Source organism: Pseudomonas sp. PDM28, from assembly GCF_019219115.1.
Classification (GTDB): domain Bacteria; phylum Pseudomonadota; class Gammaproteobacteria; order Pseudomonadales; family Pseudomonadaceae; genus Aquipseudomonas; species Aquipseudomonas laurylsulfatiphila.
Genome location: NZ_JAHUWG010000003.1, coordinates 145,140 through 159,251 on the forward strand (window position 1 = coordinate 145,140; position 14,112 = coordinate 159,251).

Consider the following 14,112-nt stretch of genomic DNA (forward strand, 5'->3'; position numbering starts at 1 on the left):
ACCTCTTTCAAGGCGCGGGTTCTTTCATTGCATCAGTCGATCAACGCTCGAGCAGGATCCGCAGCATGCGACGCAGCGGTTCGGCCGCGCCCCACAGCAGCTGGTCGCCGACGGTGAACGCGCCAACGAACTGCGAGCCCATGTTCAGCTTGCGCAGACGGCCAACCGGGATGTTCAGGGTGCCGGTGACCTTGTTCGGGCTCAGCTCCTGAATGCTGGTCTCACGGCTGTTCGGCACCAGTTTGACCCAAGGGTTGTGCTGGCTGATCAACCCTTCGATGTCGGCGATCGGCACGTCTTTGTTCAGCTTGATGGTCAGCGCCTGGCTGTGGCAGCGCATGGCGCCGATGCGCACGCAGATGCCATCGACCGGGATCGGGCTCTTGAAGCGACCGAGGATCTTGTTGGTCTCGGCCTGGGCCTTCCACTCTTCACGGCTTTGACCGTTCGGCAGTTCCTTGTCGATCCAAGGGATCAGGCTGCCCGCCAGCGGTACGCCGAAGTTTTCGGTCGGGTACGCGTCGCTGCGCATGGCTTCGGCCACACGACGGTCGATGTCGAGGATCGCGCTGGCCGGATCGGCCAGTTGATCGGCGACAGCAGCGTGGGTCGCGCCCATCTGCTTGATCAGTTCACGCATGTTCTGCGCGCCGGCACCGGAGGCCGCCTGATAGGTCATGGCGCTCATCCACTCGACCAGACCGGCTTCGAACAGGCCACCAAGGCCCATCAGCATCAGGCTGACGGTGCAGTTGCCGCCGATGTAGTTCTTGGTGCCCGCATCGAGCTGCTGGTCGATGACCTTGCGGTTCACCGGATCCAGAACGATCACCGCGTCATCCTGCATGCGCAGGCTGGAAGCGGCGTCGATCCAGTAACCCTGCCAGCCGGCTTCGCGCAGCTTGGGGAAGACTTCGCTGGTGTAGTCGCCACCCTGGCAGGTCAAAATCACGTCGAGGGTTTTCAGCTCTTCAATGCTGTAAGCGTCCTTGAGCGGAGCAATGTCCTTGCCCACGGACGGGCCTTGGCCACCGACATTGGAAGTGGTGAAAAACACCGGCTCGATAAGATCGAAATCCTGCTCTTCCAGCATCCGCTGCATGAGCACGGAACCGACCATACCGCGCCAACCGATCAGACCTACACGTTTCATCGCAACTACACCTTCTTGAAATGTGGGCCGCTGCCTTGTCTTGAATTTGGCAGCGGGCCCGAGAGATTACAGATTCCGCAGCGCGGCGACTACTGCGTCACCCATTTCCTGCGTACCGACTTTAGTGCAACCGGCCGACCAGATGTCACCCGTGCGCAAGCCCTGGTCGAGCACCAGGCTCACGGCTTTCTCGATGGCGTCGGCGGCAGCCTGCTGATTGAAGCTGTAACGCAGCATCATCGACACCGACAAAATGGTCGCCAGCGGGTTGGCAATGCCCTTGCCCGCGATGTCCGGCGCCGAACCGTGGCACGGCTCGTACATGCCTTTGTTGTTGGTGTCCAGGGACGCCGACGGCAGCATGCCGATGGAACCGGTGAGCATCGAAGCCTGGTCGGACAGGATGTCGCCGAACATGTTGTCGGTAACGATCACGTCGAACTGCTTCGGTGCACGCACCAGTTGCATGGCGGCGTTGTCGACGTACATGTGGCTCAGTTCGACTTCAGGATAATCCTTGGCCACCTGCTCGACCACTTCACGCCACAGCTGGCTGGAAGCCAGTACGTTGGCCTTGTCCACCGAGCACAGCTTCTTGCCGCGGACCATGGCCATGTCGAAGCCGACACGGGCGATACGGCGGATTTCGCTTTCGCTGTACGGCAGGGTGTCGTAGGACTGACGCTCGCCGTTTTCCAGGGTACGGGTGCCACGCGGTGCACCGAAATAGATGCCGCCGGTCAGTTCGCGAACGATCAGGATGTCCAGCCCGGCAACGATTTCCGGCTTCAGGCTGGAAGCCTCGGCCAGTTGCGGGTACAGGATCGCCGGACGCAGGTTGCCGAACAGGCCCAGTTGCGCACGGATTTTCAACAGGCCGCGCTCAGGGCGGATGTCACGCTCGATGGCGTCCCATTTCGGGCCGCCGACTGCACCCAGCAACACGGCATCGGCCGCGCGGGCACGCTCCAGGGTTTCATCGGCCAAAGGCACGCCGTGTTTGTCGATGGCCGCGCCACCGATCACGTCGTGGCTCAGCTCGAAGCCCAGAGAGAACTTGTCACTGGCCAGCTCCAGCACCTTGACCGCTTCGGCCATGATTTCCGGGCCAATACCGTCACCTGGGAGAATCAGAATCTGCTTGCTCATGCTTTCCTCATGTCATCAGTCGGTGCACCCTTAGGCGCTCCCGGAAAAATTCTATCGCTCGACACCTATCGTTCTACAAACAGCACCAGCACATCGGTACTGAACGAACCATCGGCCTCAATCTCAAAATATTCGCGCACTTCGTTGCCCATGGACTGCTGCAACTGGCGGATCGCCGCGCGCATCACTTCAGGGGTGCGCATGCGTTCGACCCAGCTGTTGTACTCCAGGCGCAAGCGCTGACGGATGGTACTGCGGGTGTGCAACCCCGCCTCGCTGACCTGGCGCAGCCACTCACCGGCGGAATAATCGCGCACATGGCTGGTGTCGCGCAGCACTTCGACGCTCTGCAGGTAAGTGTCGAACAACGGACTGCCCGGTGACAACACGTCGACAAATGCCGCCACGCCACCCGGTTTCAACACCCGCCGCACTTCCCGCAGGGCCACGCCCAGATCGCTCCAATGGTGCGCCGAATAGCGGCTGAAGACGAAATCGAATTCGCCATCGGCGAACGGCAGGCGCTCGGCGGCACCGAGGACCGTCGATACGTTGCTCAAGCCACGATCAACGGCAGCACCGGCGACCACATCCAGCATTTGCTGCGACAGGTCGTAGGCCACGACTTCCTTGACCAGCGAAGCCACGTGGAAACTCACGTGACCGGCGCCGCAACCCAGGTCCAGGACCCGGGCATCGCCCTGCCCCGCCAGTTCAGCCTGTAGCAGAGCGAATTCGGTGCCTTGAGCGTGAACGGCGCTGCTCAGGTAGGCGGCTGCCTGTTCACCGAATTGCTTTTGGACTACCTGGCTGTGCTGGGCGGTGCTGGTCATGGGGACTTCCTTTTTGGGGGTGAGTCTTGGGGTGTCTGTTCTGGCCTCATCGCGAGCAAGCTCGCTCCCACAGGTTTTGTTTACGCCGCAAATCCAATGTGGGAGCGAGCTTGCTCGCGATGGCGTCATTACGCCTTACGCAAAATCAAGCGTCGCGAAACAACCAAGGCTGGCTCGCACGGTGCTTGGCCTCAAACGCTGCAATCGCATCGCCGTCCTGCAAGGTCAGGCCGATATCGTCCAGGCCGTTGAGCAGGCAATGCTTGCGGAACGCATCGATTTCAAAGCTCAACACCTTGCCGTCAGGGCGGGTCACGGTCTGGGCTTGCAGATCGACCTGCAACTGATAACCCGGATTGGCCTCGACCTGCTGGAACAGTTCGTCGACTTCGGCATCGCTCAAGATGATCGGCAGCAAGCCGTTCTTGAAGCTGTTGTTGAAGAAGATGTCGGCATAGCTCGGCGCGATGATGCTGCGGAAACCGTACTCTTCCAGCGCCCACGGCGCGTGTTCACGACTGGAGCCGCAACCGAAGTTCTCACGGGCCAGCAACACGCTGGCGCCCTGGTAACGCTCGGCATTGAGGACGAAGTCCTTGTTCAGCGGACGCTTGGAGTTGTCCTGGTAAGGCTGGCCCACATCCAGGTAGCGCCATTCATCGAACAGGTTCGGGCCAAAACCGGTGCGCTTGATCGACTTCAAGAACTGCTTCGGGATGATCTGGTCGGTGTCGACGTTGGCACGATCCAAAGGCGCGACAAGTCCAGTGTGCTGGGTAAAAGCTTTCATGCTGCGCTCCTTAAATCAATTCACGGACGTCGACGAAACGACCGTTTACGGCAGCGGCCGCGGCCATGGCCGGGCTGACGAGGTGGGTACGGCCACCGGCGCCCTGACGGCCTTCGAAGTTACGGTTGGAGGTCGAGGCGCAATGCTCGCCACTTTCCAAACGGTCCGGGTTCATCGCCAGGCACATCGAGCAACCCGGCTCACGCCATTCGAAACCGGCTTCGATGAAAATCTTGTCCAGGCCTTCCGATTCGGCCTGTGCCTTCACCAGGCCCGAGCCTGGAACCACGATGGCCTGCTTGATGGTCGAGGCCACTTTGCGGCCCTTGGCAATCACGGCCGCCGCACGCAGGTCTTCGATCCGCGAGTTGGTGCAGGAACCGATGAACACGCGGTCGAGCTGGATGTCGGTGATCGCCTGGTTGGCGGTCAAACCCATGTATTTCAAGGCACGGACGATGGAATCACGCTTGACCAGGTCCATTTCCTTCGCAGGATCCGGCACGTTCTGGTCGACCGCCAACACCATTTCCGGCGAGGTGCCCCAGCTGACTTGCGGCTTGATTTGCGTTGCGTCGAGCTCGACCACGGTGTCGAAACTGGCGTCGGCGTCAGACACCAGGTCTTTCCAGGCTTCGACGGCCAGGTCCCACTCCGCGCCTTTCGGTGCGAACGGACGACCCTTGACGTATTCCACGGTCTTTTCGTCTGCAGCCACCAGGCCTACACGAGCGCCGGCTTCGATGGCCATGTTGCAGATGGTCATGCGGCCTTCCACGGACAGGTCGCGAATCGCACTGCCGGCGAATTCGATGGCATGGCCGTTACCGCCGGCGGTGCCGATCTTGCCGATCACGGCGAGCACGATGTCCTTGGCGGTCACGCCGAACGGCAATTGGCCTTCGACGCGCACCAGCATGTTCTTCATTTTCTTGGCGACCAGGCACTGGGTGGCGAGCACATGCTCGACCTCGGAAGTGCCGATACCGTGTGCCAATGCGCCGAATGCGCCGTGGGTCGAGGTATGGGAGTCGCCGCAGACCACGGTCATGCCCGGCAAGGTGGCGCCCTGCTCCGGGCCGATGACGTGGACGATGCCCTGGCGAACGTCGTTCATCTTGAATTCGACAATGCCGTATTCATCGCAGTTGTCATCGAGGGTCTGGACTTGCAGGCGCGAGACCTGGTCAACGATGGCGTCGATGCCGCCCTTGCGCTCCGGCGTGGTCGGTACGTTGTGGTCCGGGGTCGCGATGTTGGCATCGATGCGCCATGGCTTGCGCCCGGCCAGACGCAGGCCTTCAAAGGCTTGCGGCGAAGTCACTTCGTGGATGATGTGACGGTCGATGTAGATCAGCGCAGAACCATCGTCGCGCTGCTTGACCAAATGCGAATCCCAGAGCTTGTCGTAGAGCGTTTTGCCGGCCATCAGACGGTTTCCTCATCAGCTTGTTTCTATGCCCTGGGTCTTGAGCGATTCAATAACCCCTTGGCTTGTGAGGTCGATCCTATGGGGTTACATTAAATAACTCAAATTCATATTTTTTATGCTTTGGATAACCAACTGGAATGCGAACATGGACCTGGCCAACCTCAATGCTTTTATTGCCATTGCCGAGACCGGAAGTTTCTCCGGCGCAGGTGAACGGCTGCACCTGACCCAGCCGGCCATCAGCAAGCGCATCGCCGGACTGGAGCAGCAATTGAAGGTGCGGCTGTTCGATCGCCTGGGCCGTGAAGTGGGCTTGACCGAGGCCGGGCGCGCCCTGCTGCCGCGGGCCTATCAGATTCTCAATGTGCTGGATGATACGCGCCGCGCCTTGACCAACCTCACCGGCGAAGTGACCGGCCGCCTGACCCTGGCCACCAGTCACCACATCGGCCTGCACCGTCTGCCTCCCTTATTAAGGGAGTTCACCCGACGCTACCCGCAAGTGGCGCTGGATATTCAGTTCCTCGATTCGGAAGTGGCCTACGAGGAAATTCTCCATGGCCGCGCCGAACTGGCAGTCATCACCCTCGCACCGGAGCCCCACACGCTGGTCAAGGCCACGCCTGTGTGGGACGACCCGCTGGATTTCGTGGTCGCCCCGGAGCACTCACTGCTCAACAACGGCAAGGTCAGCCTGGCGGACATCGCCCGACACCCGGCGGTGTTCCCCGGCGGCAACACCTTTACCCACCACATCGTGCAACGACTGTTTGAAGCCCAGGGCCTGACGCCCAACATCGCCATGAGCACCAACTACCTGGAAACCATCAAGATGATGGTCTCGATCGGCCTGGCCTGGAGTGTCTTGCCACGCACCATGCTCGATGACCAGGTGGCGCGCATACCTTTGCCGGGCATACAGCTCACTCGCCAGCTAGGCTATATCCTGCACACGGAAAGGACGCTGTCGAATGCTGCGCGGGCCTTCATGGCCTTGCTGGACGCTCAACTCGATCCGCCAGGGACTCAAGGCTAAGTTGTGCTACTCCTATAGAGCCGCGAATACCTGCAACAAATGCCCAACACCAGCCCAAGGCTTGCCAATGCCGAAATCTGTAGACCGTATTCCGCCGATGCCGCGTATCCAGGCAATTGATCCGAAAAGCTCCGAACAGAGCTGGGAAAGCGCCTCGCAATTGCTGGCCGCGCTCAACGGTGCGCGCCTGGGCGCCTGGTATTGGGACATCGAACGCGGCCAGATCAGCTGGTCCCGGGGCACGCAGGCGCTGTTCGGCTTCGATCCACGGCAACCGCTGCCCCATGACCTGGAATACCTCGACCTTCTACCCCCAGAGGATCGCGCCAAAACCGTACGCGCCTTTCACGCGGTCATTGGCGGCGCGCCACTGGAGCAGGCCATGCACCACCGCATCCGCTGGCCCGACGGCAGCCTGCACTGGCTGGAAATCAGCGGCAGCCTGTTGCCGGACAAGCATGGCCGGCCACGGATGATTGGCGTGATCCGCGAGATTACTCACCAGCGCCAGCGTGAACAGGCGTTGAGCAGTTCGGAAAAACGCTTTGCCACCCTGTTTCACCTGTGCCCGAACATGGTTCTGCTGACCCGCCAGGAAGACGGCCTGATTACCGAAGCCAACCAATATTTCGAAAGCCTGTTCGGTTGGCCGGTGCAAGACGCGATCGGCCGCACCACCCTGGAACTGGGGCTGTGGGTACACCCCGAGCAACGGGCCGATCTGGTCAAGGCCACTAAAGCCAAAGGCGACCTGGTCAGCATGGAAGTGCAGTTCCGCGCCAGCAACGGCCAGATCCATGACGGCATCCTCAGTGCGCAAAAAGTCGAGCTCGAAGGCCAGCCCTATCTACTGAGCACCTTCCTCGACACCACCGAACGCAAAGCCGCCGAACACGCCCTCAAGGACAGCCAGGAACGCCTCGACCTGGCCCTGGATTCGGCGCAACTCGGTACCTGGGACTGGCACATTCCCAGCGGCATGCTCTACGGATCGGCACGGGCCGCCCAACTGCACGGTCTGGAAGCCAAACCCTTTCACGAATCCTTCGACGCATTTTTCGAGGGCGTGCCCGGCGAAGAGCGCGACACCATGCGCGACGCCTATCGCAGCCTGCGCGAAGGCCCGGCCGGCAACTATCAATTGACCTACCGAGTGCAATTGCCCGACGGCAGCTCACGCTACCTGGAAAGCCGCGCCCGCCTCTACCGCGATGACAACGGCGTGCCGGTGCGCATGGCCGGCACCTTGCTCGACATCACCGACCAGGTTGAGCGTGAACAACGGCTGGTGGCCTCCGAAGAAAAATTCGCCACGCTGTTCCAGGTCAGCCCCGATCCGATCTGCGTCACCCACCAGGACAGCGGCCAGTTCATCGAAATCAACTCCAGCTTCACCCAGACCTTCGGCTGGAGCGCCGCCGATGTGATCGGCCGAAGTGCCGACGAAATCGGCTTGTGGGACGCTTCAGCGAAAAGCCTGCGGCGGATCGAACAAGTGATCCGCGAACAAGGCCTGAACAACGTCGCCATTCTGGTCCAACACAAGGACGGACAGGCCCTGACCTGCGTAATTTCCAGCCGCCAGATCAGCGTCGGCGACCAGGCCTGCATCGTCACCACGCTGCGCGATATCACCCAGCAACAACGCTCGGAAGCGGCGCTCAAGGCCAGTGAAGAGAAATTCGCCAAGGCCTTCCACTCCAGCCCCGACGCCATCACCATCACCGAGCGCGACACCGGACGCTATCTGGAGGTCAACGACGGTTTCTGCCGCCTGACCGGCTACCGCGCCGAGGAAGTGGTGGGCCGTACGGTGTACCAGGTCGGGATCTGGGCGGAAGAAAAACAACGCTCGGCGCTGCTGGCCGAATTGCAGATCAAGGGCCGGGTTCATCACCAGGAAATGCTCGGGCGCAACAAGCGCGGCGAACTGCTCACCGTCGAAGTCTCGGTGGAGCCGATCACCCTCAACGAAACGGCCTGCCTGCTGTTGACCGCGCGGGACGTGAGCCTGCTGAAAAACGCCGAAGCGCAGATTCGCCACCTGGCCTACCACGACCCACTGACCAACCTGCCCAACCGTGCCTTGCTGATGGACCGCCTGAGCCAGCAGATCGCCCTGCTCAAACGGCATAACCTGCGCGGCGCGCTGATGTTCCTCGACCTCGACCACTTCAAGCACATCAACGACTCCCTCGGGCATCCAGTGGGCGATACCGTGCTGAAAATCATCACCGCGCGCCTGGAGGCCAGCGTGCGCATGGAGGACACGGTTGCGCGCCTGGGTGGCGATGAGTTCGTGGTGCTGCTCAGCGGTCTCGAAGGCTCGCGTAGCGAGGTCAGCGATCAGGTTCGCGAACTGGCCGACACCCTCCGCGAGCTGCTGTCCGAACCGATGTTCCTCGACGGCCAGCGCCTGCAAGTGACGCCAAGTATCGGCATTGCGCTGATCCCCGATCACGGCTCGACCCCGACCGACCTGCTCAAGCGCGCCGACATCGCGCTCTATCGCGCCAAGGACTCGGGACGCAATACCGCGCAGATGTACCACAACACCATGCAGAAGGCCGCGAGCGAACGCCTGCGCATGGAAACCGACTTGCGCCTGGCCCTGTCCCGGGGCGAATTTCACGTGCATTACCAACCCCAGGTCGACGCCCGGGGCGACCGCATCGTCGGCGCCGAGGCCCTGGTACGCTGGAATCACCCGGAACTCGGGGCACAATCACCGACAGAGTTCATCAAGGTGCTGGAAGACAGCGGACTGATCCTGGAGGTCGGCACCTGGATCCTCGACGAAGCCTGCCAGGCCTTCAAGCAACTGATCGACCGAGGCCTGGTGAACCCTTACAAATTCAGCCTGTGCGTGAACATCAGCCCGCGCCAGTTCCGCCAGAACGATTTCGTTGAACGCGTTGAAAACAGCCTCGCCACTTATGGGCTGCCCTGCTCGTTGCTGAAACTGGAAATCACCGAAGGCATCGTGATCCAGAACCTGGAAGACACCATCGGCAAAATGCGCCGCCTGAAAAAACTCGGTGTGAGCTTCGCCATGGACGACTTCGGCACCGGCTATTCCTCACTGACCTACCTCAAGCGCCTGCCGGTCGACACCCTGAAAATCGACCAGTCGTTCATCCGCGACGCCACCAGCGACCCGAACGACGCCGAGATCATCCGCGCCATCGTCGCCATGGCCCGCAGCCTGGATTTGAAAGTGATTGCCGAAGGGGTGGAAACAGCGGAGCAGCTTGAGTTCCTGCTGGGGCTGGAGTGCCACTTCTACCAAGGGTATTTGCACAGCCCGCCGTTGCCGGTGGAAGAGTTCCAAAAACTCCTGAAATAACGCAAACCCTGCGGCAGCTCCTACAAATGGTACAGGCACAAAAAAGGGCGCCAATGGCGCCCTTCTTCCTGCCCTGACTCAGTGTTGCAGAGCCGGCTTTTGCACCCCGTTGATCGGGATGCGCTTGGCTTTCGCCTCTTCCGGAATCACCCGCAGCAGGTCGATGCTCAACAGACCGTTGCTCAGGCCGGCCGCCTTGATCTCGATGTGGTCCGCCAGACGGAAGGACAGCTTGAACGCACGTTGCGCTATGCCCTGATACAGATAAGTAACGTCTTCGTTTGCGTCGCGTTTACCGCCACTGATGGTCAGCACACCCTTCTCGACTTCGAGCTCCAGGTCTTCTTCCTGGAAACCAGCCGCTGCGATGACAATGCGGTACTGGTCGTCGCCATGTTTTTCCACGTTATAGGGTGGATAGCTGCTGCCTGGCTCATTGCGCAGGGCGGTTTCGAACAGGTCGTTGAAACGGTCGAAACCTACCGAGGAACGGAACAGTGGGGCCATGGAAAATGTAGTAGCCATGATTCAAATCTCCTGAAAACAATCAGCAAGGTTTTTTGTCTCCGCGACCCGAATTCGGCATCGCGTAACCCTTAGATAGGGACCGCCGATTGCATTTCAAGAGCTTATTTTCTACTTTTTTTAAAAGAGCCTCAGGCGGCTTCAGCCACCGGCAGCCCCAACAAACGCGAGACGTTATCCAGTTCGGTCTCACGACGCAGGACGGTGAACAGCTCTACCGCCTCGGGATAATTGCGGGTCAGCATCGCCAGCCATTGCTTCAGGCGACCCGGCGATTGGCGTGGCGTCATCTGCGCCTTGGCTTGCAGCCAGAAGTCCTGGATCAGCGGCAGCAGTTCGCTCCAGGTCATCTCCACGACCTCTTCACCGGCCCGGGCAGCGGCAATCTGCTTCGCCAGATCGGGGCGCGAGACCAGGCCGCGACCGAGCATGATGTCTTCCACGCCACTGATCTCGCGGCAACGACGCCAGTCTTCGACGCTCCAGATATCACCATTGGCGAACACCGGCACCTTGACCACGTCCTGCACCCGTGGAATCCACTCCCAATGCGCCGGCGGCTTGTAGCCATCGACCTTGGTTCGCGCGTGCACCACGATGTGTTCCGCACCGCCTTCGGCCAGGGCCGTGGCACACACCAGCGAACCGTCCGGGCTGTCGAAGCCCAGGCGCATCTTAGCGGTGACCGGAATGTGCGCGGGGACGGCACGGCGGACGTGCTCGACGATCTGGTTGAGCAACTCGGGTTCCTTGAGCAGGACCGCGCCACCACGGGATTTGTTGACGGTCTTGGCCGGGCAGCCAAAGTTCAGGTCGATCACTTCGGAACCCAGCTCGCACGCCAGCGCGGCATTTTCTGCCAGGCACACTGGATCGGAACCGAGCAGTTGCACACGCAGCGGCACGCCGGAGGCCGTCCGGGCACCGTTGAGCAGCTCCGGGCCGAACTTGTGGAAATAGGCAGGCGTCAGCAACTGGTCGTTGACCCGAATGAACTCGGTCACGCACCAGTCAATACCACCCACGCGGGTCAACACATCGCGCAGGATGTCGTCGACCAACCCCTCCATGGGCGCCAAAGCAATTTGCATGAAAAACACACTCGAGGAAAAACGTGCGGCAGTTTACTGGATTACGCGAGAAGCTGCAGATCCTGTGGGAGCGAGCCTGCTCGCGAAAGCACACTGTCAGATACATTGATGTTGGATTTGCCGCCGCCTTCGCGAGCAGGCTCGCTCCCACATTAGATTTTTGCTGATTCCAAAGCATGCAACGCCGGACCATAGCCTTCGATGAACTCCGTCGGCATGCGCTTGGGTTTGCCGGTGGACAGCTCGATACAGACGAACGTGGTTTGCGCGCGCAGCAACGTTGCATTGTCGCTGGGGCGGATCAGCTGGAAGTGCCGGGTCATTTTCAGGCGCTGGTCCCAGTCGACGATCCAGGTCGCCAATTGCAGCTCATCGCCTTCGTAGGCCGCTGCCAGGTAATCAATCTCGTGGCGCACCACCGCCATCGCCCGGTCCAGCCGCCGGTATTCGACCAGATCCAGGCCAAGGCGTTGGGAGTGGCGCCAGGCGCAGCGCTCGAGCCAGGTTACGTAGACCGCGTTGTTCGCGTGCCCCAACCCGTCGATGTCCTCGGCGTCCACTTGCAGATCAATGATAAATGGCGTTTCCCGATCCCAGCCCATGCCCCACTCCCGGTCAGATGATTTCGACCGGGGCAGTGTAACGGAAGCTCAAGCGGATTGGCGTGATTGCAGACTGCGTCCGGCCAGCAGTGATAACACGCCATCAATCACTCGGGGGTCGGCCAATACGCGCTGATGACCACCCTCCTTCAAGCGCAGCAGGCGACTGTCGAACCACGCCTCGTGGATCAATTGCGACTCGCTGACCGGGACGAAGGTGTCATCTTCGGCGTGAACGATCAGGCCGGGCATATCGAGTTGATAGTGCGCGACATCCAGCATCGCGGCGCGCATGCCGACATCATTCTCCACCTGACGAATGAACGCCGAGCGAGCCTTCGGCGGCAGCCCCACATAACGGGCAAAACCACGCAGTACGCCGAGAATCCGTGCCGGAGCGGCAATGCTCACCAGGGTTTCAGTGCGCAAACCCAACTGGACCGCGAGCATGGCACTGGCGCCGCCCATGGAGTGGCCGATGACCGCTTGCAGCGGAGGCAATTCGGAAGCGGCTTCAAGCATGGCGCGAGCAAACAGCACCACATTCGCTTCTCTGCCCGGTGAGCGGCCATGGGCCGGACCATCCAGGGCGACGACCGAGTAACCGGCATCGACCAGCGCGGTGATGAGGCTGGCAAACTGCGTCGGCCGACCTTCCCAGCCGTGCATCAGCAGCACGGCCGGTCCCTGCCCCCAGCGCAGCGCCGAAAGACCAAACCGCAGGGTAATGCGCTCGGATCGCGCCAACAGCGGCAGTTCCCAGTCACGGGGCGGCAGGTCCCGCGGAGTCATGAAGGCCAGTCGCATTTTGCTAGCGACCAGTTTCGGGGCAAACCAGCCCAAGGTGCCATTAACGCCACGAACCCACTTTAACGCGCTCATCGCATTCTCCTCAGGCCGCAGCCTTCAGGGTCAACGCACTGCCGATTTGGCGGCGCGCAGTAATCGATCGGACAACTCTCCCGGCCCCAGCGCCCGCGCCAGAGCCAGCCCACCCACCATCAAGGCCATATCGGCCAGGGCTTTTTCGGTTTCTTCAGGACTGGCCGCCAACTGCGCGACCATCAATTCCACATGCTCATTCAGGGCGACACGAAACGCGTCCGGCAGCCGCCCCAGTTCGCCGACCGATGCCGGGATCGGACAGGCCGATTCAGAGGAATCACGGTGCTTGCGCGACAGATAGAACGCAGCCACCAGCGCGCGGCGCTCTTCACCGGTCAACTGCGCGTCCATGTCGGCAATCAGGTCGCGGCGGTGACCGAGCAATTGCTTGAACGCCTCGAGCATCATCGCGTCCTTGCTTTCGAAGTGGGCGTAGAAGCCGCCGACCGTCAGGCCCGCCGCCCCCATCACTTCGCCCACACTTGGCTCGGCCGGGCCGCGCTGAATCAGCGCTGCGCTGGCAGCCTTGAGGATGCGCTCGCGGGTTTGAGCTTTTTTATCGTTCATCGTTGCCTCCGAATATTACGATTGAAATATTATTCTCATAATAAATTTTAGCAAGTCATGGGCATGACCGCTGGTCTGAAGAACAGTTTTTTTGGAAATGGAGGAATTTGGCCAAACGCCAGACAAACAAAAGGGCCATTCAATAATTGAATGACCCTTATAAATCCCGCAGAGCGGGTAATCGTGGCGTCCCCTAGGGGACTCGAACCCCTGTTACCGCCGTGAAAGGGCGGTGTCCTAGGCCACTAGACGAAGGGGACACAAACCCTTCTATACAACTGATCAGTGCTGAGAGCTGATCGATTCAAGGCCGGTGTGGCCAGACCTTGAACTGTAAAATTGGTGGAGCTAAGCGGGATCGAACCGCTGACCTCCTGCATGCCATGCAGGCGCTCTCCCAGCTGAGCTATAGCCCCGGATTTTTCGCCTCGCGGCGGAGCGACATCTTGCAACATCGCTTCTGTAAAACTGGCGTCCCCTAGGGGACTCGAACCCCTGTTACCGCCGTGAAAGGGCGGTGTCCTAGGCCACTAGACGAAGGGGACGCAAACCCTTCTATACAACTGATCAACGCTGAGTGTTGATCGCTTCAAGGCCGGTGTGGCCAGGCCTTGAAGTGTAAATTGGTGGAGCTAGACGGGATCGAACCGTCGACCTCTTGCATGCCATGCAAGCGCTCTCCCAGCTGAGCTATAGCCCCTCA

General features: G+C 60.7%; 12 protein-coding genes and 4 tRNA genes. 2 read left to right on the plus strand and 14 right to left on the minus strand.

The features are described from left to right. Positions 1-40: 40 nt before the first annotated feature. The 5 genes from asd to leuC all read right to left on the minus strand — a co-directional run bounded on the left by asd (position 41) and on the right by leuC (position 5,354). Positions 41-1,153: an aspartate-semialdehyde dehydrogenase gene (gene asd, locus KW841_RS07110; protein ID WP_007975660.1), complete on the minus strand. Its 1,113-nt coding sequence runs from the start codon at positions 1,151-1,153 to the stop codon at positions 41-43. Between the two features lie 66 nt (positions 1,154-1,219). After that, positions 1,220-2,302 carry a 3-isopropylmalate dehydrogenase gene (gene leuB, locus KW841_RS07115; protein ID WP_218474853.1) on the minus strand — a complete coding sequence of 361 codons (1,083 nt, stop codon included), beginning with the start codon at positions 2,300-2,302 and terminating at the stop codon, positions 1,220-1,222. A gap of 65 nt (positions 2,303-2,367) precedes the next feature. Further along, the gene (locus KW841_RS07120; protein WP_218474856.1) at positions 2,368-3,135 is read right to left on the minus strand and encodes a class I SAM-dependent methyltransferase; all 768 of its coding nucleotides are present in this window, start codon (positions 3,133-3,135) and stop codon (positions 2,368-2,370) included. A gap of 145 nt (positions 3,136-3,280) precedes the next feature. Beyond that, positions 3,281-3,925, minus strand: coding sequence for a 3-isopropylmalate dehydratase small subunit (gene leuD, locus KW841_RS07125; protein WP_015095895.1), 645 nt, complete (start codon positions 3,923-3,925; stop codon positions 3,281-3,283). Between the two features lie 10 nt (positions 3,926-3,935). Then, positions 3,936-5,354 carry a 3-isopropylmalate dehydratase large subunit gene (gene leuC / locus KW841_RS07130; protein WP_218474858.1) on the minus strand — a complete coding sequence of 473 codons (1,419 nt, stop codon included), beginning with the start codon at positions 5,352-5,354 and terminating at the stop codon, positions 3,936-3,938. Between the two features lie 148 nt (positions 5,355-5,502). On the opposite strand from leuC, the gene KW841_RS07135 reads away from it, so the two are divergent. Both KW841_RS07135 and KW841_RS07140 read left to right on the plus strand, forming a co-directional pair. Continuing rightward, entirely contained in the window at positions 5,503-6,393 is an 891-nt protein-coding gene (locus tag KW841_RS07135; RefSeq protein WP_218474860.1) for a LysR family transcriptional regulator, read from the plus strand. Positions 6,394-6,460: 67 nt separating this feature from the next. Next, the gene (locus KW841_RS07140) at positions 6,461-9,739 is read left to right on the plus strand and encodes a PAS domain S-box protein (RefSeq protein WP_218474863.1); all 3,279 of its coding nucleotides are present in this window, start codon (positions 6,461-6,463) and stop codon (positions 9,737-9,739) included. Positions 9,740-9,817: 78 nt separating this feature from the next. Here KW841_RS07140 and KW841_RS07145 read toward each other — a convergent pair whose 3' ends face one another. From KW841_RS07145 to KW841_RS07185, 9 genes are all read right to left on the minus strand, one after another. Beyond that, entirely contained in the window at positions 9,818-10,264 is a 447-nt protein-coding gene (locus KW841_RS07145; RefSeq protein WP_218474865.1) for an Hsp20 family protein, read from the minus strand. 131 nt (positions 10,265-10,395) lie between these two features. Next, positions 10,396-11,355 carry a tRNA-dihydrouridine synthase gene (locus tag KW841_RS07150; RefSeq protein ID WP_218474868.1) on the minus strand — a complete coding sequence of 320 codons (960 nt, stop codon included), beginning with the start codon at positions 11,353-11,355 and terminating at the stop codon, positions 10,396-10,398. 152 nt (positions 11,356-11,507) lie between these two features. Further along, entirely contained in the window at positions 11,508-11,957 is a 450-nt protein-coding gene (locus KW841_RS07155) for a thioesterase family protein (RefSeq protein WP_007978676.1), read from the minus strand. A gap of 48 nt (positions 11,958-12,005) precedes the next feature. Next, positions 12,006-12,839 carry an alpha/beta fold hydrolase gene (locus KW841_RS07160; RefSeq protein ID WP_218474870.1) on the minus strand — a complete coding sequence of 278 codons (834 nt, stop codon included), beginning with the start codon at positions 12,837-12,839 and terminating at the stop codon, positions 12,006-12,008. Between the two features lie 30 nt (positions 12,840-12,869). Beyond that, entirely contained in the window at positions 12,870-13,409 is a 540-nt protein-coding gene (locus KW841_RS07165; protein WP_218474872.1) for a TetR/AcrR family transcriptional regulator, read from the minus strand. A gap of 184 nt (positions 13,410-13,593) precedes the next feature. Then, a tRNA-Glu gene (locus tag KW841_RS07170) sits at positions 13,594-13,669 on the minus strand. Positions 13,670-13,749: 80 nt separating this feature from the next. Next, a tRNA-Ala gene (locus tag KW841_RS07175) sits at positions 13,750-13,825 on the minus strand. Between the two features lie 53 nt (positions 13,826-13,878). Beyond that, a tRNA-Glu gene (locus KW841_RS07180) sits at positions 13,879-13,954 on the minus strand. A gap of 79 nt (positions 13,955-14,033) precedes the next feature. After that, positions 14,034-14,109 (minus strand) — tRNA-Ala (locus tag KW841_RS07185). Positions 14,110-14,112: the final 3 nt, after the last annotated feature.

What these genes read in the sequence shown, in the direction of transcription:
- asd (WP_007975660.1), bottom strand. Translation starts at nt 1,153, where the DNA reads ATGAAACGTGTAGGTCTGATCGGTTGGCGCGGTATGGTCGGTTCCGTG.
- leuB (WP_218474853.1), bottom strand. Translation starts at nt 2,302, where the DNA reads ATGAGCAAGCAGATTCTGATTCTCCCAGGTGACGGTATTGGCCCGGAA.
- KW841_RS07120 (WP_218474856.1), bottom strand. Translation starts at nt 3,135, where the DNA reads ATGACCAGCACCGCCCAGCACAGCCAGGTAGTCCAAAAGCAATTCGGT.
- leuD (WP_015095895.1), bottom strand. Translation starts at nt 3,925, where the DNA reads ATGAAAGCTTTTACCCAGCACACTGGACTTGTCGCGCCTTTGGATCGT.
- leuC (WP_218474858.1), bottom strand. Translation starts at nt 5,354, where the DNA reads ATGGCCGGCAAAACGCTCTACGACAAGCTCTGGGATTCGCATTTGGTC.
- KW841_RS07135 (WP_218474860.1), top strand. Translation starts at nt 5,503, where the DNA reads ATGGACCTGGCCAACCTCAATGCTTTTATTGCCATTGCCGAGACCGGA.
- KW841_RS07140 (WP_218474863.1), top strand. Translation starts at nt 6,461, where the DNA reads ATGCCGAAATCTGTAGACCGTATTCCGCCGATGCCGCGTATCCAGGCA.
- KW841_RS07145 (WP_218474865.1), bottom strand. Translation starts at nt 10,264, where the DNA reads ATGGCTACTACATTTTCCATGGCCCCACTGTTCCGTTCCTCGGTAGGT.
- KW841_RS07150 (WP_218474868.1), bottom strand. Translation starts at nt 11,355, where the DNA reads ATGCAAATTGCTTTGGCGCCCATGGAGGGGTTGGTCGACGACATCCTG.
- KW841_RS07155 (WP_007978676.1), bottom strand. Translation starts at nt 11,957, where the DNA reads ATGGGCTGGGATCGGGAAACGCCATTTATCATTGATCTGCAAGTGGAC.
- KW841_RS07160 (WP_218474870.1), bottom strand. Translation starts at nt 12,839, where the DNA reads ATGAGCGCGTTAAAGTGGGTTCGTGGCGTTAATGGCACCTTGGGCTGG.
- KW841_RS07165 (WP_218474872.1), bottom strand. Translation starts at nt 13,409, where the DNA reads ATGAACGATAAAAAAGCTCAAACCCGCGAGCGCATCCTCAAGGCTGCC.